12 protein-coding genes are annotated in these 18,577 nt (G+C 63.4%); 3 read left to right on the top strand and 9 right to left on the bottom strand.

The window, feature by feature from the left end:
- Nucleotides 1–4 precede the first annotated feature (4 nt).
- Entirely contained in the window at nt 5–394 is a 390-nt protein-coding gene (locus tag V1290_RS36440; RefSeq protein WP_442894104.1) for a GFA family protein, read from the bottom strand.
- Between the two features lie 230 nt (nt 395–624).
- Between V1290_RS36440 and V1290_RS06415 the strand changes: the two genes are divergently transcribed.
- Entirely contained in the window at nt 625–1,824 is a 1,200-nt protein-coding gene (locus V1290_RS06415) for an NAD(P)/FAD-dependent oxidoreductase (protein ID WP_334363582.1), read from the top strand.
- Nucleotides 1,825–1,856: 32 nt separating this feature from the next.
- Here the strand turns inward: V1290_RS06415 and V1290_RS06410 are convergent, their stop codons facing one another.
- Together V1290_RS06410 and rpe are read right to left on the bottom strand one after the other, a co-directional pair.
- Nucleotides 1,857–2,237 (bottom strand): DNA-directed RNA polymerase subunit N, encoded by a 381-nt coding sequence (locus V1290_RS06410; RefSeq protein ID WP_334363580.1) that lies wholly within the window; start codon nt 2,235–2,237, stop codon nt 1,857–1,859.
- Nucleotides 2,238–2,410: 173 nt separating this feature from the next.
- Nucleotides 2,411–3,112, bottom strand: coding sequence for a ribulose-phosphate 3-epimerase (gene rpe, locus V1290_RS06405; protein WP_334363579.1), 702 nt, complete (start codon nt 3,110–3,112; stop codon nt 2,411–2,413).
- A 261-nt stretch (nt 3,113–3,373) separates the two neighbouring features.
- Here rpe and V1290_RS06400 point away from each other — a divergent pair, with 261 nt between their 5' ends.
- The gene (locus V1290_RS06400) at nt 3,374–4,120 is read left to right on the top strand and encodes an EF-hand domain-containing protein (protein WP_334363578.1); all 747 of its coding nucleotides are present in this window, start codon (nt 3,374–3,376) and stop codon (nt 4,118–4,120) included.
- A 12-nt stretch (nt 4,121–4,132) separates the two neighbouring features.
- Here the strand turns inward: V1290_RS06400 and V1290_RS06395 are convergent, their stop codons facing one another.
- Entirely contained in the window at nt 4,133–5,128 is a 996-nt protein-coding gene (locus V1290_RS06395; protein ID WP_334363577.1) for a P1 family peptidase, read from the bottom strand.
- A 69-nt stretch (nt 5,129–5,197) separates the two neighbouring features.
- Nucleotides 5,198–7,591: an MASE4 domain-containing protein gene (locus V1290_RS06390; protein WP_334363576.1), complete on the bottom strand. Its 2,394-nt coding sequence runs from the start codon at nt 7,589–7,591 to the stop codon at nt 5,198–5,200.
- A gap of 290 nt (nt 7,592–7,881) precedes the next feature.
- On the opposite strand from V1290_RS06390, the gene V1290_RS06385 reads away from it, so the two are divergent.
- The gene (locus V1290_RS06385; RefSeq protein ID WP_334363575.1) at nt 7,882–8,280 is read left to right on the top strand and encodes a response regulator; all 399 of its coding nucleotides are present in this window, start codon (nt 7,882–7,884) and stop codon (nt 8,278–8,280) included.
- Nucleotides 8,281–8,285: 5 nt separating this feature from the next.
- On the opposite strand, the gene V1290_RS06380 is transcribed toward V1290_RS06385, so the two are convergent.
- The 4 genes from V1290_RS06380 to V1290_RS06365 form a co-directional block, all read right to left on the bottom strand.
- Complete coding sequence (locus tag V1290_RS06380; RefSeq protein WP_334368947.1) at nt 8,286–9,779, bottom strand: HWE histidine kinase domain-containing protein; 1,494 nt, start codon at nt 9,777–9,779, stop codon at nt 8,286–8,288.
- A gap of 16 nt (nt 9,780–9,795) precedes the next feature.
- Nucleotides 9,796–15,993: a HAMP domain-containing protein gene (locus V1290_RS06375; RefSeq protein WP_442895048.1), complete on the bottom strand. Its 6,198-nt coding sequence runs from the start codon at nt 15,991–15,993 to the stop codon at nt 9,796–9,798.
- A 356-nt stretch (nt 15,994–16,349) separates the two neighbouring features.
- Nucleotides 16,350–17,468, bottom strand: coding sequence for a branched-chain amino acid ABC transporter substrate-binding protein (locus V1290_RS06370; RefSeq protein ID WP_334363573.1), 1,119 nt, complete (start codon nt 17,466–17,468; stop codon nt 16,350–16,352).
- Between the two features lie 281 nt (nt 17,469–17,749).
- Nucleotides 17,750–18,484, bottom strand: a complete 735-nt coding sequence (locus V1290_RS06365; protein WP_334363571.1) for an ABC transporter ATP-binding protein — start codon at nt 18,482–18,484, stop codon at nt 17,750–17,752.
- Nucleotides 18,485–18,577 lie beyond the last annotated feature (93 nt).

Genomic DNA, 18,577 nt, shown 5'->3' with positions numbered 1-18,577 from the left:
ACGGTCAAACGGGCGAGCCGGACGCGGCTTCCGGGCGCAACCACGGGAGCCTTTCGCCTGCAAACGCCTCTCCCGTGGGCTTGAGCTTCTCGGGTTCTTCGAACGCGCCGAGATGAAAGTGTGTCTCATTGGGCCGTCGCTGGTTCGCGCAGGTCAGGGTCGAGCCGCACCTTGCGCAGAACCCGCGCTCCACGCCCGGCGATGAATTGTATTTACTGATCGCTCCGCTTGTTACCGTGACGGCGGAGTCGTCGAAGGCAACGAAGACGGATGCCGGCGCCCCGGTATGGCGCCGGCAACTCTCGCAGTGGCACCACAGGACCCATTTCGGGCGCCCAGCCGCACGGAAGCGTACGGCACCGCAGAGACAACGCCCCTCGAATGTATCGCTCATATCGTTTCTCCTTCCCGGCGGCTTGCCGCCGGCTTTAACACGTCGCGATCGTGCCATACCTACGGCGCCCGCGAATGGGGAAGATCACCCATACGATTGCAAGGGCCTGATTGGGGCGTTCTCCCGAAGCGCCTGCTCCCGTTTCTCTCTAGCACCACAGCAATGGTACGCCGCGGATCCGCGATGCGCCGAGCCCGCGTCTGATTTGTCAGCACAAGGAGAGAGCCGCGATGACCAAAGCATTCGACGCAATCGTAGTGGGCGCCCGCTGCGCGGGATCGCCGACCGCAATGCTGCTGGTCCGGAAAGGATATCGGGTTCTCGTGGTCGACCGCGCAACTTTTCCGAGCGACACGGTCTCTACGCACATCTTGCATCCCCTTGGCGTAAGTGCCCTGTCCAGTTGGGGCCTTCTCGATCGTCTGACTGCGACCGGGTGCCCGCCGATCGACAGCTATGCTTTCGACTTTGGTCCTTTCACGATTGTGGGCGCGCCAGGCACGAGTGAAGCTCCGGTTGCGTACTGTCCGCGCCGCACGATACTCGACAAGCTGCTCGTCGATGCTGCGGCTCAGTCCGGCGCGGAAGTTCGCGAAGGCTTCGCCGTGGATGAAATCTTGATCGAGGACGGACGGGCGGTCGGCATCAAGGGCCGCTCGAAGCATGGCGGCCCTATCGCCGAGCGCGCTGAAATCGTCGTCGGCGCCGACGGCAGACACTCGTTCGTGGCCGAGGCGGTCCGGCCAGAGCACTATGACGAGAAACCCATTCTGCTCGTCGCGTATTACACCTACTGGAGCGGACTACCGATGTTCGGCAAGTTTGAGCAATATATCCGTGACGGGACCGGATTTGCCGCCGCTCCAACCCATGACGGGCTGACGATGGTGATCGTCGGTTGGCCATACGCAAGGTTCGACGATTGCAAGAAGGACATCGAAGGGAATTACCTGAAGACCATCGCGTTGGCGCCGGCGTTCGCCGATCGCCTGCACGAAGCCAAGCGGGAAGCGCGCTTCGTCGGTGCGGCGGTGCCGAACTACTTTCGCAAGCCCTACGGCCCCGGCTGGGTGCTCGTGGGCGACGCGGGCTACAACCGGGACTTCATCACCGGACAAGGAATCATGGACGCCTTCCATGACGCCGAGCTCTGCGCGGTCGCGCTCGACAGGGCCTTCTCGGGAGCGCAGCCGTTCGACGCGGCGATGAGCGAGTACCATCGCGCGCGCGATACACGGGTGGCGGCAATGTATGAATTCACCTGCATGCTGGCGACGCTGGAACCACCGCCACCGGATATGCAGCACCTCCTTGGCGCGATTCACGGCAATCAGAAAGCTATGGATGCGTTCGCGCGGATGAATGCCGGAACAATATCGCCCGCTGAGTTCTTCGCGCCGGAAAACGTCAATGCGATTACGGCCGCTTAGGACGTAACGCCGCGATCAGACGGCGCGTGCGTTCAGTCGAGTGTCTGGACCGGAGGCAGCGTTGTGCCGGAGCGCGGCGGGTTCGGCACGGGATAGCTGGTGACGCGGCTGCTCCGTTCGGCCTGACCGGCGGAATTGGATGCGGGGCCTACCGCTTCCGCCCTGGCGCCTCGCACGCTGTCCCTTGAAGCCTGTCTGCGGTGCCGCGACGAGCGCGAGGCTTCCAGTCCCCACGAGCGCGATATCGAAGGCCCGGCCGTATAGCCGACGAAGGCGCCGGCGACAGCCCCGATCGGCCCCAGCACGACGGCGCCGGCCACGGCGCCGAGGGCCGCGTCGCCTGCGCGCTGCGCGAGCGCGGCAGAGGGCGCGAGTACCAGGAGCATTGCGGCTGTGATGAACGCCTTGATCATATTTCTGTCCCGTCCGTGGAAGGCGGGATGCTGGTCCGCGTTTATGGCGAGATGCGTGAAGCTTTGTGGCCGGAGCGTGGACTTTCGGGTTCCATGGCTCACTGCGCGCCCGAGTGTGGCTTTCCTGCCGGCTATTGCCGTCGCCCTGCGTTCGCAGGGACGACATTGCGGCGCTAGACCGCTTCGCCGCGCGCCAGCGCCGCCGCGTTGCGGATCGCGGATATGTTGGCTTTGTAGCTGTCCACAGTGCCGCCCTTGAACACCGCCGAGCCCGCGACCAGCGCATTGGCGCCGGCTGCGGCCAACTGGCCGGCGACATCAGGACCGACGCCGCCATCGACCTCGATGTCGATCGGACGTCCCGCGGCCATAGCCCTGACGTCGCTGACCTTGCTAAGCGCGGATTTGATGAAGGCCTGGCCGCCGAAGCCGGGATTGACCGACATCACAAGCACCAGATCGATCAGGTCGATAACATATTCGATCGCGCTCGCCGGCGTGCCCGGATTGAGCGAGACGCCGGCCTTCTTGCCGAGCGCGCGGATTGCCTGCAGCGAGCGGTGCAGATGCGGGCCGGCCTCGGCGTGGACGGTGATGTGATCGCAGCCGGCCTTGGCAAACGCTTCGAGGTAGGGGTCGCAGGGCGAGATCATCAGATGCGCGTCGAAAATCTTCTTGGTATGCGGGCGCATCGCCTTGATGACATCGGGGCCGTAGGAAATGTTCGGCACGAAATGTCCGTCCATCACGTCGAGATGGATCCAGTCAGCGCCCGCCGCGTCCACAGCGCGGACTTCCTCGCCGAGCTTGGCGAAATCCGCCGCCAGGATCGACGGTGCGATGACCAGGGGACGCGACACAAACTGCTGGGACATGTGCGTTTTCCCGAAAGGCTTGCGAGAAGGAGGAACGGCCCCGCGTAACATGCAGGAGGGCCCGGGGCAATGCGCGGCGCCGCCGTCTCCTGTGGGCGGAAAAATCTGCCGCGGCGGGCAGCTATTGCCGACTTCGCTGGACCGAAAGGGGTGAAGGAAAGCCCGATTTTATTGGCTTTTTCTTCATGGCATGGCGCTTGCTGAGGAAAACGGAACACGAGCTGTGGGCCGCTTTACGCGCGGCATTGTTGGAGTTCCGCCATGTTCTTTGCTCTGGGCGCCGCGTCATCGGCCATCGATGCCCTCAAGGCGCTGACGTCGTCGAAATCGTCTGCGCCAACCACCGGCCTCAGCCAGAACTTCGCAAGCTTCGGCCAGTCGTCCCCGACTGCGCCGGCTTCGATCGGTCCAGAGGCAGGCTCAAGCAACGGCTTTTCGACGATATCGCCGGAAACCATGAGCGCGCTGCTTGACGCGCAAAGCCAGTCCTCGGGAGGATCGGGGACGGCCTTAAAGACCCGCCACGCCGCGCTGAAGGACCTGTTCGGGCAGATCGACGGCGACGGTGACGGCAAGATCAGCAAGACGGAATTCGAAGAGGCGCTTGGCGCGGGCGGCACCAACATTGGGCAGGCCGATAGCGTGTTCGGAAAACTCGATCAGGACGGCGACGGCTCGGTCAGCATCAAGGAGCTGGCATCGGCGCTCCGGCCCGACAAGGGCCATCATCGCGATCGCGATGAGGCGGGCGGTAGTGATGGATCAGGCTCCGATCCAGTCTCCCAGACACGGCAAGGTGCCACCACCACGACCGTCACCAACAGCGACGGTTCGGTAACGACGTCGCTGACCTATGCGGATGGCTCGAAAGTGGCGATGACGTCGCCGGCTTCCGGAAGCTCGTCCGCATCAGCGACATCGTCCTACAATTTCATCGAGCAGATGATCCAGCGCGAAGCCAAGGCGATTTCGTCCGCGGCCACCGCCTCGCTCTCGGTCAGCGCCTGAGCGGACCATGCTCTAACCGAACCGATCGCTCCATGCCGGGAGCGCACCCGGAAAGGGTAGCGCCGTCGCAGCATGGACGCCGCGCGCGATTGCGCGCGCGACCGTATTGGCAGCCACCATGCCGAGTTCGGTGAGGCCGAACAGTGGATCGATCGGCTTCTTGCCGGTCGCGGCGGCAAACACCACGTCGCCGTCCAGCGGCGCATGCACGGGATAGATGGCGCGCGCCATGCCGGTTTGCGCGATCATTGCGAGCCGCCTGGCCTGCGGTTTGGTCAGCACCGCATCGGTGACGACGACCACCAGCGTGGTGTTCTGCGACGGAGTAGCTAACGGCGCGCCCTTGAGGCGGGCTCTCAGCATATCGGGCGTGAACGAGGGCGGCAGTCCTCGCCCGCCAAACTCGTTGTCCTTCTCGAACGGCGCCGCCCAGAACCACGGGCCGTCGCCGATCGTCACGCTGCCCACCGCATTGACCACCGCAAGCGCGCCGACGGTCACGCCGCCGTCGGTCTGTGCCGAAGCGGAGCCGAGGCCGCCCTTGAAATTGGCAGTGGTCGCGCCAAGGCCGGCGCCGACGCTGCCGAGCGCGAAATCGGCAGCCGCTGCATTGGCCGCGGCGTAGCCGAGATCGCGATAGGGGGGAAAGCGTCCCCATGCTTTGTTGCCGCCGTTGAGCAGATCGAAGCAGATCGCGCCCGGAACGATCGGGATGACCGCGTCACGGATGCGAAAACCGCGCCCCTGTTCGGCAAGCCAGGCCTGCACGCCGCCGGCGGCATCCAGTCCGAGCGCTGAGCCGCCGGCAAGCGCGATGCCGTCGATTGCCTCGACGGTGCTCTCAGGGCTGAGCAGCGCTTCCTCGCGGGTGCCGGGGCCGCCGCCGCGCACGTCGATCGAGGTCACCGCGGGCGAGTCGAACAGGATCGCGGTGACGCCCGAGGCGACGCTAGCGTCATGGGCGTGGCCGACGCGAACGCCGGAAATATCGGTGAGCAGGTTTTTCAAAGCGCCGGTCCGTGGGGCTGCATCCGTTTTGGCGTGCCATCCACGGATATATCAGCCGCCGGGCTTGCTTCAACTGGCAAGCGCCAGCCGGATCATCCGGGCAAGCTCGGATTTGCGATAGGGCTTTGCCAGCAGCAACACGCCGGAATCCAGGCGGCCGTGATGGACGATGGCGTTTTCGGTATATCCCGAGGTGTAGAGCGTCTTGAGGTCAGGTCGGCGCTTCAGCGCTTCGTCGACGAGCTGGCGGCCGTTCATGATGCCGGGCATGATTACGTCGGTAAACAGCAGGTCGACGTTCGGGACATCGTCGATGATGCGCAACGCATCGGAAGCGTTGGCTGCCTCCAGGGTGGTGTAGCCCAGGCTCTCGATCTGGGTGATCACATAGCGCCGCACCAGCGCATCGTCCTCCACGACGAGGACAGTTTCGTTACCGCCCTCGATATTTCCCGAGACCAGAGCTTCCGCCGCGGTCTGCTGCAATCCCGTTGCCCGCGGCAAATAGATCTTGACGGAGGTGCCGTGGCCTTCCTCGCTGTAGATCTTGACGTGGCCGCCCGACTGCTTGACGAAGCCGAACACCATGCTCAGCCCGAGGCCGGTGCCCCTGCCGACTTCCTTGGTCGTGAAAAAGGGTTCGAATACCCGTTCGAGCAGCGCGGGCGGGATTCCGGAGCCAGTGTCGCTGACTGCGATCATCACGTAATTGCCTGATGTGACCTCGCTCTGCATGCTCGCATAGGTTTCGTCGAGAAAGACATTGCCGGTCTCGAGCGCAAGCTTGCCGCCATTGGGCATGGCGTCACGCGCGTTGATGGCCAGATTGAGGACGGCCGTGGTGAGCTGGTTCGGATCGGCCAGCGCGGTCCACGCATCCTCGGCCAGTAGCGGCGTGATTTCGATGTGTTCGCCGAGCGTGGGGTGCAGCAGCTTGGCCGCCTCCAGCACCAGCGCATTGACGTCGACTTCGACGGGCTGCAGCGGCTGCTTGCGTGCAAAGGCGAGCAGATGCTTGGTCAAATTGGCCCCGCGTTCGGCGGCTTCATCGATCAGCTTGGTGACCGCAGCGAGCTGGGGCTGATCGGCGACCGCTTCTTCTAGAATGCCGATGGTGCCGGTGATCACGGTCAGGATGTTGTTGAAGTCGTGCGCCACGCCGCCTGTGAGCTGGCCGACCGCATCCATCTTCTGCGCATGCCGCAATTGGGCTTCCGCAGCCTGCTTTTCGGTCAGGTCGCGGCCGATGAAGAAATGGCGGCGGACCGGCTCCGACCACGTGCCGGTCCAGTTCAGCGCGACGGTCTTCCCCTCCTTGCTGATATAGCGCGTCTCGAAGTTGCGCTTGCTTTGTCCCCGTCGCCCCGCCCGCATCTCCCTGCGGGTGTGTTCGAGGTCGTCGGGGTGGATGAACTTGATCGCGTTGTGCCCGACCATTTCCGAGGGCTGATAGCCAAGGATGTCGCTGACGCTCGGGCTGACCTGGATCAAATTCCCCACAGAATCGCTTACCAGGATGAGGTCGTTCGAAGATTCGAATATGCGCCGCCGTTCCTCCATCTCCTGGTCGAGCGCCTGCTCCGTTCGCTTGCTTTCCGTACGCGATGTTCCGAGCAGACGCGCGAGCTTGGCTTGCAGGCCGACGTTGTCGACGAGCAGCACGGCGAGCACGAAACTCGCGGCGCAGAGGCCGTAGATGCGGCCGAGATAGAAGCCGACATCGAACCGCGCCACGTTCAGGATCGCCGACAGGGCGATGTCGAACAACCAGGCGCTCATCACGACCATCAGCCAGACGTCGAGAACGAAATGCGGCCTGCGAAGCCACAGCACCGTCAATGCAGCGAAGCTCAGGCACCATACGGTCGAGACCACGCCTAGCATGATGGGCGTGTAGTGACCGCCGCTCAGAAGGATCGGCAGACGATCGTGCTGGGCGGTGACGAGCCAGGTGAATGCGGCCATCGCGACACTGACCGCAACGATGCTCGTAACGACGGCCGTGCCGGCCGAGCCTCGCATCTCCTCGTTGTCCGTCGCCTTCAGCAGCGCATAACCCAGCACCAGTAGCGGGAATACGCCGTGCCAGACCATGTAGAGCCAAACGGTGGTCTGCGGTCCCGCACCGAGCAGCCCACCGGGCGCGAACAGGCCGGGAAAGGTGAGGGCATGGACGATGGCCGCCATCGCCGTGAACAAATATCCGCTCGCCAGCAACAGCAGCCCCCGTGAGCGGGTCATCGCGAACTGCGAAAACAGCAGGACAGCGGTGATCAGGTCGTTGATCGCCAATGCGGACTGGTAGCTGGCGACGAACGCGGGCACCGGGGCAAGCGGCACGCCGGCAAATGGCACGGCGCAGGCGAACAGCACCGCCGAGAAGCCGACCACGGCCAGCGCAGCCGTGCGATCGCCGCGCGTCGCCTTCATCGTGGAAAGAAAGATGTTGCGCTCGTTACCCATATCGTCTTCCGGCCAAACTGGCAGCGAACGCGCCATCACAGAAGCTATAAGACCCGCAACAACAATGCATCCGATGCGGCCGGACATGATACCAGTAGGAACCGCACCGCCAAGCTACGCTAGCGACGCCGCGGCGGGAATCAACCCAAGGTCACGTATCACCTGAAGGAAACAGCAGGGAAGCCGATTGAGGTAACCACCTCTTTACCGACCGGCCGAATAAAGACTGCGGAACCGCCGAAACCACGGATTCGCGTCGTAAGCTCGTGCGATCGACCCGGGAGGCTTCGATGCCCCGCGTGCTTGTTGTTGACGATCAGGCCGACGTCCGCACGATGATTTCTATCGTGCTGCGTATCCATCGTTTTGAAATCGTCGAGGCAGACAGCGCCGCATCCGCATTGAAGCTGTTCGAAGATGCGAGCTTCGACCTTGCGATCGTCGACATCTTTTTGCAGGGCACTAACGGCTCCGATCTGATTGCAGCGGTGCGCGCCCGCGTGCCGGACCTGCCTGTCATTGCGATTTCGGGAATGACCGCGCTGGACTTTCTGTTCGAAACGCCAGAACTTTCCGACGTCATCTGTCTGCAGAAGCCGTTTCGTCCGCTGGATTTGAAGCGTGCGATCGAATCGGCGATGGGACCGGCCCGGCCGCCGGGCGCTGCCGTTGCGGGAGCAGCACGTTAGCAGTCTTACCGCTCAGCGCGTCGCAGACCATTGCCATCGACAGCAGCCTCAAGGATCGAAACCGGATCGACGCCAAACTGCCGTTGCGATAACGGAACCGACAGGCGGCACACGAGGCCTTCCGGGCGCCAGTCGAATTCCGCCCGGCCACCAAGCTGCGACTCGATGCTGGCGATGACGCTTCTGGTTCCGAACCCTCGCGACACAGGCTTCTCGACATGTGGCCCGCCAGTCTCCGACCATATGATCTTGAGAAGGCCCGCCTGGTCTTCCCAACACACCGACAGCCGGCCCGACAACGCAGACAGCGCGCCGTACTTCGCCGAATTGGTTACGAGCTCGTGCAGTGCCAGCGCAACCGTCTGGGCCGTCGCCGGCTCGAGATGGATCTCCGGCCCGGACAAGTCGATCTGGTCGCCGGTGGAATAGGGCGCCAGCTCCTCATCGATCAGTTTGCGTATTTCGGCGCCTTGCCAGCTCGAGAGCGAGAGCACGGTGTGCACGCGCGCAAGCGCATTGATCCGTCCTTCGACGGAACGGACGTAGCTTTTCACATTGTCGCCGCGCGTCAATCGGACGATGGATTGCGCGAGCGCCAGCGCGTTCTTGGCGCGGTGGTCGACCTCCCGCGCCAGCAGGCTTTGCCGCTCTTCGGCCTGCTTGCGTTCAGTGATGTCGACGGTGACGCCGCTGACGCGGATGACGCGGCCGCCCTTGTCGGTGCTTGCCGCCGCCGTTCCCGCGCACCAGCGCACCTCGCCATTCGGCCGGATGATGCGGAATTCCGCTTCGTATGATTTCGCGCCCCGGGCGAAGCTGGCCCACGCCTCGTGCAATTCATGAACGTCGTCAGGGTGAAGCAGCGCCTGGATATTGGCCGGCGTCAGTTCGAACTTGCCGGGATCGACGCCGAGGATCTGATACTGGCCTTCGTCCCACATAAAGTCGCCATTGACCCAGTCCCAGTCCCAGGAGCCCATCTTTCCGGCCGCGATCGCCAGACTGCGGCGCTGTTCGCTTTCCAGAAGCCTGGCGTGCGATTCCTCGAGTTCGGCGGTGCGCGCGCGAACCCGGTCCTCGAGTTCGACGTTGAGCCGTTCGAGCTGGCGCGTTTTGCGATAGAGCTCCGCGAACACCTTGATCTTGGCGCGCAACACTTCGGGCACCACAGGCACGGGAACGTAGTCGACCGCGCCCATCTCATAGCCGCGCAGCCGGTCGATGTCGCTGACCTGGATCGCGGAGATGAAGATCATCGCCGTCTTCTGGAAGCGGGGATGTTCGCGGATCATGGCGGCGAGCTCGAACCCGTCGAGTTCCGGCATGCAGACATCGACCAGTATGATGGCAACATCGTTCTTGAGCAGGAATTCGAGCGCTTCGCGCCCAGACGAGGCCTTGACCAGGTTCTCGCCGAGTTCTTTCAGGATGACCTCATAGGCGAGCAGCTTCGCCGGCTGATCGTCAACTAGAAGAATGTTTACCTTCTCTTGATCCATCATCTGCTTACGCCCGTCAGCGGTGCAACCACATTCGGATGGCGAGCAGCAACTGCTCGGTATTGACGGGTTTGGCGAGATAGTCCGAAGCGCCGGCTTCGAGGCATTTCTCGCGGTCGCCCTTCATCGCCTTGGCGGTCAGCGCAATGATCGGCAGGCGGCTGAAGGACGGATTTTCGCGGATGACACCGATGGTCTGATATCCGTCCATCTGCGGCATCATGATATCCATCAGCACGATTGCGATATTTGGATTTGATTCGACCAGAGCGATGGCCTCATGGCCCGTCGTCGCGGTCAGCACCTTCATCCCGCGCCGTTCGAGAACGCTTGATAGCGCGAAAATGTTGCGGGCGTCGTCGTCAACCAGAAGCGCGGTCTTGCCAACAAGATCCTCATCGGAGCTATTGAGCTTTTCGAGCATTCTCTGCTTCTCGACGGGCAATTCCGTGATCACACGGTGCAAAAACAGCGACGTTTCGTCGAGCAGGCGTTCCGGCGACTCGACGCCTTTCACCACGATGCTCCTCGCCATGGTGTGAAGTTCCGCATCTTCCTCGGCCGAAAGTTCCCGCCCCGTGAACACCACGACCGGTACGTTCGATAGAGTTTCGTCGTTGCGAAGCCGGTCAAGCACCTCGAAGCCGCTCATGTCAGGCAATCGCAGATCGAGCACGACACAGTCGCAGGGCTGGTTCCGCAACGTCGACAAGGCATCGGCGCCAGTGTCGGCGGTGAGGATCTCGATGTCGTCATGGCCGAGCAACTCGGTGATGCTCATTTGCTCGGCGGCATTGTCCTCCACGATCAGCAGGCGCTTGCGGCGGGGCTTGGCGTATTCCTTGATCTGTGACAGCGCCGCGCTGACGCCCTCGGTCGTCGTCGGCTTGTTGACGAAGGAAAACGCGCCGCGCGCCAGCGCATGCTGGCGGTCTTCGTCAAGCGTGATGATCTGCACCGGAATGTGCCGCGTCAGCGGACTGTGCTTGAGTTGGCTCAGCACGGTCCAGCCCAGCATGTCAGGCAGGAACACATCGAGCGAAACCGCTGTCGGCTGGAACTGCTTGGCGAGCTCGAGCGCTTCGGCGCCGCGGCTGGCGACCAGTACCTTGAAGCCCTTGTCGCGGGCCAGATCGATCAGGACCCGCGCATAATGCGGATCGTCCTCGACGATCAGGAGGATGTTGTCTCCCGGCGCGAGATCGAGGCGGTCGTCCGGCAATTGCTCGACGGCGCGCTCCTGTGTCGCCTGCAGCGCGGGCGCGGGTGTGAATGCCGACGAGGCAGGGGAGCGCGGCGCAACGGTGGGGCCGGAATAATGCAACGGCAGGTAAAGCACGAAAGTGCTGCCCTTGCCGGGCGCGCTGCGAAGATGAATTTCGCCGCCGAGCAGGCTCGCGAGTTCGCGGCTGATGGCAAGGCCGAGGCCGGTACCGCCGTATTTGCGGCTGGTGCCGGCGTCCGCCTGCTGGAACGCCTCGAAGATCAGCTTCTGCTTTTCCAGGGGAATGCCGATGCCAGTGTCCGTCACGTCGAAGGCGACGACAGCGGGTGCGTGATTGAGGATCGGGTGCTCGGCGCTCCAGCCGCCAAGGGCGGCCGATACGTTCAACTTCACGCCGCCCTCCGCGGTGAACTTGAATGCGTTCGACAGCAGGTTCTTCAGCACCTGCTGGAGGCGCTTGGAGTCGGTCACCATGCTGCGGGGAAGGGTCTCGTCGACATTGATGTTGAACGAGAGGTGGCGATTTTCGGCCTCGTGCTTGAACGGCCGTCCGACGGTCTCCAGCAGGCTCGACGTCAGGATTTCCTCGGCATCGACCGTCACCGTGCCGGATTCGATCTTCGACAGGTCGAGGATGTCGCTGATCAGGTTGAGAAGATCGGTGCCGGCGCCGTGGATGGTGCGGGCGAACTCGACCTGCTTCAGCGACAGATTGCCGTCGGGGTTTTCGGTAAGCTGCTGGCCGAGGATCAGGATGCTGTTGAGCGGCGTGCGCAGCTCGTGCGACATGTTGGCGAGGAATTCGGACTTGTACTTCGATGTCAACGCAAGTTCCGTTGCCTTTTCCTCAAGCGCGCGCCGCGCTTGTTCGATTTCCTGGTTCTTTCGTTCCACCTCGACGTTGCGTTCGGCGAGCTGCTGGGCCTTCTGTTCGAGCTGTTCGTTGGTCTGCTGCAATTCCTTCTGCTGCGTCTGGAGTTCACCGGCGAGCTGCTGGGATTGCTTCAACAGGCCCTCGGTCTGCATCGTGGCCTCGATCGAGTTGAGCACGATGCCGATGCTGTCGGTGAGCTGTTCCAGGAAGGTCATCTGTGACGTCGTGAACGACGAGATCGAGGAAAGCTCGATCACGGCCTTCACCTGGTTTTCGAACAGTACCGGAAGCACGACGATGTTTTTCGGGATTGCGCGTAGCAGTGCCGAATTCACCGGCGCCGTATCGCGAGGGATGTCCGACACCAGCCGCTGGCGCTTGTCCATGGCGCATTGGCCGATCAATCCTTCGCCGAACTGAACGACTTGCGGATGCGGATGGGCGCCGTCGCCGGCGTAGGACGAGAGCAGGTGCAATTGCGGGCTCTCGGCGTTCTCGACCTGGTAGATCACGCCCATATGCGCGTTGACGAGCGGCGCCAGTTCGGTCAGCAGCAGCCGGCCGACGGTGGACAGCTCGCGCTGGCCCTGCAACATGTTGGTGAATCTTGCGAGGTTTGTCTTCAGCCAGTCCTGCTCGGTGTTCACCTGGGTGGTGAGCCGCAGGTTGCCAATCATCGTGTTGATGTTGTCTTTGAGTTCGGCCACTTCGCCGCGGGCGTCGACCTGGATCGAGCGGGTCAGGTCGCCTTTGGTCACGGCGGTCGCCACCTCGGCGATCGAGCGCACCTGCGAGGTCAGGTTGGCGGCGAGCAGGTTGACGTTGCCGGTGAGGTCCTTCCAGGTGCCGGCCGCGCCGGGCACGTTGGCCTGGCCGCCGAGCCGCCCCTCGACGCCGACTTCGCGCGCCACGCTGGTGACCTGATCGGCAAAGGTCGCGAGCGTCTCGGTCATGTTGTTGATGGTGTCGGCAAGGGCTGCGACTTCGCCCTTCGATTTCACCGTCAGGTTCTGCTTCAGGTCGCCGTTGGCGACCGCCGTCACCACCTTGACGATGCCGCGGACCTGTTCGGTCAAATTCGCCGCCATGAAGTTGACGGTGTCGGTGAGGTCCTTCCAGGTGCCGGCGACGCCCGGGACCTGCGCCTGACCGCCGAGCTTGCCCTCGGTGCCGACCTCGCGCGCCACGCGGGTCACTTCGCCGGCAAAGGCGTTGAGCTGGTCGACCATCGTGTTGATGGTGTTCTTCAGTTCGAGGATTTCGCCCTTCACGTCCACGGTGATCTTGCGCGACAGGTCGCCGCGCGCCACGGCGGTCGTGACTTCCGCGATGTTGCGCACCTGCGTGGTGAGGTTGGCCGCCAGCAGGTTGACGTTGTCGGTCAGATCCTTCCAGGTGCCGCCGACGCCGGGCACCACGGCCTGGCCGCCGAGCCGTCCCTCGGTACCGACCTCGCGCGCCACGCGCGTCACTTCGGCGGCGAAGGAGCGTAGCTGCTCGACCATCGTATTGAGGGTGTCCTTCAGCAGCAGGATCTCGCCGCGGACGTCCACCGTGATCTTCTTGGAAAGGTCGCCGCCGGCGATCGCGGTTGCGACCTCGGCGATGTTGCGGACCTGTGCCGTCAGGTTCGAGGCCATGAAGTTGACGTTGTCGGTCAGGTCCTTCCAGGTGCCGGCGACTTCAGGCACCTGGGCTTGGCCGCCGAGCTTGCCTTCGGTGCCGACCTCGCGCGCCACGCGCGTCACTTCCGAGGCGAAGGCGTTGAGCTGGTCCACCATCGTGTTGACGGTGTTCTTCAGTTCGAGAATCTCGCCCTTGACGTCGACCGTGATCTTCTTCGACAGGTCGCCCTTCGCCACCGCCGTGGTCACTTCGGCGATGTTGCGGACCTGGCCGGTCAGGTTGCCCGCCATCGAGTTGACGTTGTCGGTGAGGTCCTTCCAGGTGCCGGCGACGCCGGGCACGTTGGCTTGGCCGCCGAGCCGTCCCTCGGTGCCGACCTCGCGCGCCACGCGGGTCACTTCGCCCGCAAAGCGGTTGAGCTGGTCGACCATCGTGTTCAGCGTTTCCTTGAGCTGCAGAATTTCGCCGCGCACGTCGACGGTGATTTTTCGCGAGAGGTCGCCGCCGGCAATCGCGGTCGCCACTTCCGCGATGTTGCGCACCTGGGCGGTCAGATTGCCGGCCATCGAGTTCACGGAGTCGGTCAGGTCCTTCCAGGTGCCGGCGACGCCGGTCACCTGGGCCTGGCCGCCGAGCTTGCCGTCGGTGCCGACCTCGCGTGCGACGCGCGTCACTTCTGATGCAAAGGCGTTGAGCTGATCGACCATCGTGTTCAGCGTTTCCTTCAACTGAAGGATTTCGCCCGAGACGTTGACCGTGATCTTCTTCGACAGGTCGCCCTTCGCCACCGCGGTCGCGACTTCGGCGATGTTGCGAACCTGAGCGGTGAGGTTGCCGGCCATCGAATTGACGTTGTCGGTGAGGTCCTTCCAGGTGCCGGCGACGCCGCGCACGTTGGCCTGGCCGCCGAGCTTGCCTTCGGTGCCGACTTCGCGCGCCACGCGCGTCACTTCGCCGGCAAAGGCGTTAAGCTGGTCGACCATCGTGTTGATGGTGTCTTTCAACTCCAGAATTTCGCCGCGGACGTCCACCGTGATCTTTTTCGACAGGTCGCCATTGGCGACCGCGGTCGTCACCTCGGCGATGTTGCGGACCTGCGCCGTCAGGTTGGAGGCCATCGAGTTGACGCTCTCGGTGAGGTCCTTCCAGGTGCCGGCGACGCCGAGCACGTTGGCCTGACCGCCGAGCCGTCCTTCGGTGCCGACTTCGCGGGCCACGCGCGTCACTTCGCCGGCAAAGGCATTGAGCTGGTCGACCATGGTGTTGAGCGTTTCCTTCAACTGAAGGATTTCGCCCGAGACGTTCACCGTGATCTTCTTGGAAAGGTCGCCGCCGGCAATGGCGGTCGCGACATCGGCGATGTTGCGAACCTGCGCCGTCAGGTTGGAAGCCATGAAGTTGACGTTGTCGGTGAGGTCCTTCCAGGTACCGGCCACACCAGGCACCTGGGCCTGACCGCCGAGCTTGCCTTCGGTGCCGACCTCGCGCGCCACGCGCGTCACTTCCGAGGCGAACGAGTTGAGCTGGTCGACCATCGTGTTGATGGTGTCCTTGAGCTCGAGTATTTCGCCGCGGACGTCGACCGTGATCTTGCGCGAGAGGTCGCCACGGGCGACAGCGGTAGTAACGTTGGCGATGTTGCGGACCTGTGCGGTGAGGTTGCCGCACATTGCGTTGACGGAGTCGGTCAGGTCCTTCCAGGTGCCGGCAACGCCGGGAACGATCGCCTGACCGCCGAGCTTGCCGTCGGTGCCGACTTCGCGCGCCACGCGCGTCACTTCGGAAGCGAAGGAGCGGAGCTGGTCGACCATCGTGTTGATGGCTTCCTTGAGCTGCAGGATCTCGCCGCGGACGTCGACCGTGATCTTCTTCGACAGGTCGCCATTGGCGACCGCAATGGTAACTTCGGCAATGTTGCGGACCTGGCCGGTGAGGTTGTTGGCCATCGAGTTGACGCTCTCGGTCAAGTCTTTCCAGACACCGGTCACTTCCGGCACCTGGGCCTGGCCGCCGAGCTTGCCCTCGGTGCCGACTTCGCGCGCCACGCGCGTCACTTCCGAGGTGAACACGCCGAGCTGCTTGATCATCGTGTTGACGATGGTGGCAGACTGGAGAAATTCGCCGCCCAGCGGGCGGCCGTCGACGTTGAGTTGCACGGTCTGCAGCAGATCGCCCTGTGCCACCGCGGCGACCGCGCGCGTGACTTCGCGGGTCGGCCACAGCAGATCGTCGATCAGCGTGTTGACGGAGCCTTCCATGTCCGCCCACGAGCCGCTCGAGAGGTCGAACTTGACGCGCTGGCGCGTCTTGCCTTCGCGGCCGACGACCTGGCCGACGTGCTCCAGTTGCTGCGCCATTCGCTGGTTGGAGGCGACGATTTCGTTGAAGGTGTCGGCAATCTTGCCCTCGATGCCGAGATGATCGCCTGTCATGCGTACCGAGAAATCGCCGGCGCGCATTGCCTGCAACGCGTGCAGCAGGTCCTGCATCGGATCGGTCGTGCCGTTGGTGTGGGGTGGTTTGGGTTTGGCGACCCGGCGAGCGGAGGGAGATGCTCCAGGGGAAAGATCACTCATGGTGTCTCCTCGGCCAGTTCGCGCAAAATCTCAAAATCTCATTGGCTGAGATGCAATTTCACGAAATAGACCCGCTGCCCCGCGGCAGATCAAGCTGGAATAACGGTTAAGGTCGTGAAATCAATGACATGGAACTCAGCCCCAACCCTCCACAATGCCGTGGGAACCCAATTGTTCCGCCCGGTTAAAAATTATTCGGAACCGAAAATAAAAACGCCCCGGTAGGCCGGGGCGTTTGATGTTGTGATCGGCGCTGATCGTCGAAGGGATCAGGAGGCCTTCGGATGGATCTCGGCGTAGTTGCCTTTGGCGTCCCACTTGTAGACGACGTAGTCGATCACCTTGATGTCACCCTTGGCGTCGAAGCCCAGCTTGCCGAGCACGGTGTCCCATTCGCCGGCCTTGATGGTTTCCATGACCTTCTTCGGATCGGTGGTCTTGGCCTTCGCCGCCGCCTGCGACCACACCTGCATCGCGGCGTAGGTGTAGAGGGTGTAGCCTTCGGGATCGATGTTCTTGCCCTTGAACTTCTCGACGATCGCCTTCGCGGTCGCCTTGTTGCGCGGATCGGGACCGAAGGTGAACAGCGTGCCCTCCGCGGCCGGACCGGCGATCGAGGCGAACTCCTTGTCGTTCAGCGCGTCGCCCGCCATCAACACCGTCTTGAGGCCCTGGTCGCGCATCTGGCGCAGAATGAGGCCGGATTCTTGATGATAGCCGCCGACAAAGACCAGATCGATATTGTCGCGCTTCAGGCGCGACACGATCGCGTTAAAGTCCTTGTCGCCCTTGTTGTAGGACTCGAACAACTTTTCGGTGACGCCGGCCTTGTTGAGCGCCTTCTTGGTTTCGTCGGCGAGACCCTTGCCGTAAGTGGTCTTGTCGTTGAGGATGGCGATGTTCTTGCCCTTGTAGTTCTTGACGATGTAGTCGGCGGCAACCAGGCCCTGCTGATCGTCACGGCCGCAGACGCGCGCCACGTTCCAGAGCTTGCGCTCGGTGAATAGCGGGTTGGTCGACGCCGGCGTAATCTGCAGCACGTTGCCGTCGGCATAGGCTTCCGATGCCGGGATCGACGACGACGAGCAGAAGTGACCGGCGACGAACGGGATTTTCGCGCTGGCGAATTTTTCCGCGATCGAGCGCGCCTGCTTCGGGTCGCAGGCATCGTCGCCGACCTGCAGCGCCAGCTTCTTGCCGAGCACGCCGCCGGCGGCGTTGATGTCGGCCACGAATTGTTCAGCACCGTTCTTCATCTGGCGGCCGAATGCGGATTCGCCGCCCGTCATCGGGCCCGCCACTGCGATGGAGATGTCCTGCGCCAGCGCCGTTGTCGACAGCGCCAGCGATGCGCCCAATGCCAGGCCGATAAGTTTCAGTGATTTCATGAGGTGTCCTCGCAGGTCAGTCGATTTCAGGAAGCACCCGGCAGGCCGGGTACCAAAACCACGCCTATTGTCGGCTGATTTTACGGCGAAGTCATCGGCAATTTTCGGGCAATCGACGTTCGGTTCGCAACATCTTGCCGCAGCGTCCCTGCGAAAGCAGGGACCCATAACCACCGGCGCTGACTGCGGCAGAAGGTAGCTACCCCGTCCCCCTAAAGGGTGGGCCGCGGCGTATGGGTCCCCGCGTTCGCGGGGACGACCCGGGGAGATATCCCACTTCGCTACTCCCGGCGGCCGCCCTCCAGATAGGCGGCGCGGATTTCCGGGCGCTGCAGCAATTCGCTGCCGGTTCCGGACAGCGTGATCAGGCCGTTGACCATGACATAGCCGCGATGGGCCAGTTTAAGCGCGTGGTTGGCGTTCTGCTCCACGATCAACACGGTCAGGCCGTCCTGGCGGTTCAGGGTCCGGATCGCATCGAAAATTTGCCGCGCGATCAGTGGGGCCAGCCCCAGCGACGGCTCGTCCAGCATCAACAGGCGCGGCCGGCTCATCAGGGCCCGGCCGATCGCCAGCATCTGCTGCTCGCCGCCGGACAACGTGCCGCCGCGCTGGGTCATGCGTTCCTTGAGTCGCGGGAACAGCGCGAAGACACGTTCCAGGCCGCTCGCCCGATCGGCCTCGCTTGAGTCGGTGGCGTCGGCGCCCATCTGCAGGTTTTCCGCCACGCTCATGCGCGGAAAAATCCGGCGGCCCTCGGGCGACTGGGCAATCCGCAGCCGCGCAATCTCATGCGTCGGCACGCCGGTAATGTCCCGGCCGTCGAATTCGATGCGGCCGGCGCGGGCACGGGGCCGGCCGAAGATCGTCATCATCAACGTCGACTTGCCGGCGCCGTTGGCGCCGATCAGGGCGACGATCTCGCCGGCGCTGATGTCGAGATCGACGCCCTTCAGCGCCTCGATCTTGCCGTAGGCCGCCCGCAGCGAGCGGATCGCGAGCAGGGGCGTCGTCATGCGATGCTCTCCGTGTCCCGGGCGCGTCGCACCGCGGAGCGGTGCGACGCAGAACCGGGACCCATGCTCCCGCGCACAAAGGTGGATCCCGGA

Origin of the sequence: Bradyrhizobium sp. AZCC 1578, assembly GCF_036924675.1 — a bacterium.
Taxonomy (GTDB): Bacteria; Pseudomonadota; Alphaproteobacteria; order Rhizobiales; family Xanthobacteraceae; genus Bradyrhizobium.
Note: the sequence above shows the minus strand (reverse complement) of the source record. Positions and strands in the feature narration are given on the sequence as shown.

Excerpts from the sequence above, each read along its gene's own strand:
- V1290_RS06370 (WP_334363573.1), bottom strand. The coding sequence starts at position 17,468 with ATGAAATCACTGAAACTTATCGGCCTGGCATTGGGCGCATCGCTGGCG.
- rpe (WP_334363579.1), bottom strand. The coding sequence starts at position 3,112 with ATGTCCCAGCAGTTTGTGTCGCGTCCCCTGGTCATCGCACCGTCGATC.
- V1290_RS06415 (WP_334363582.1), top strand. The coding sequence starts at position 625 with ATGACCAAAGCATTCGACGCAATCGTAGTGGGCGCCCGCTGCGCGGGA.
- V1290_RS06365 (WP_334363571.1), bottom strand. The coding sequence starts at position 18,484 with ATGACGACGCCCCTGCTCGCGATCCGCTCGCTGCGGGCGGCCTACGGC.
- V1290_RS06410 (WP_334363580.1), bottom strand. The coding sequence starts at position 2,237 with ATGATCAAGGCGTTCATCACAGCCGCAATGCTCCTGGTACTCGCGCCC.
- V1290_RS06380 (WP_334368947.1), bottom strand. The coding sequence starts at position 9,779 with ATGGATCAAGAGAAGGTAAACATTCTTCTAGTTGACGATCAGCCGGCG.
- V1290_RS36440 (WP_442894104.1), bottom strand. The coding sequence starts at position 394 with ATGAGCGATACATTCGAGGGGCGTTGTCTCTGCGGTGCCGTACGCTTC.
- V1290_RS06375 (WP_442895048.1), bottom strand. The coding sequence starts at position 15,993 with ATGCAGGACCTGCTGCACGCGTTGCAGGCAATGCGCGCCGGCGATTTC.
- V1290_RS06400 (WP_334363578.1), top strand. The coding sequence starts at position 3,374 with ATGTTCTTTGCTCTGGGCGCCGCGTCATCGGCCATCGATGCCCTCAAG.
- V1290_RS06385 (WP_334363575.1), top strand. The coding sequence starts at position 7,882 with ATGCCCCGCGTGCTTGTTGTTGACGATCAGGCCGACGTCCGCACGATG.
- V1290_RS06390 (WP_334363576.1), bottom strand. The coding sequence starts at position 7,591 with ATGGGTAACGAGCGCAACATCTTTCTTTCCACGATGAAGGCGACGCGC.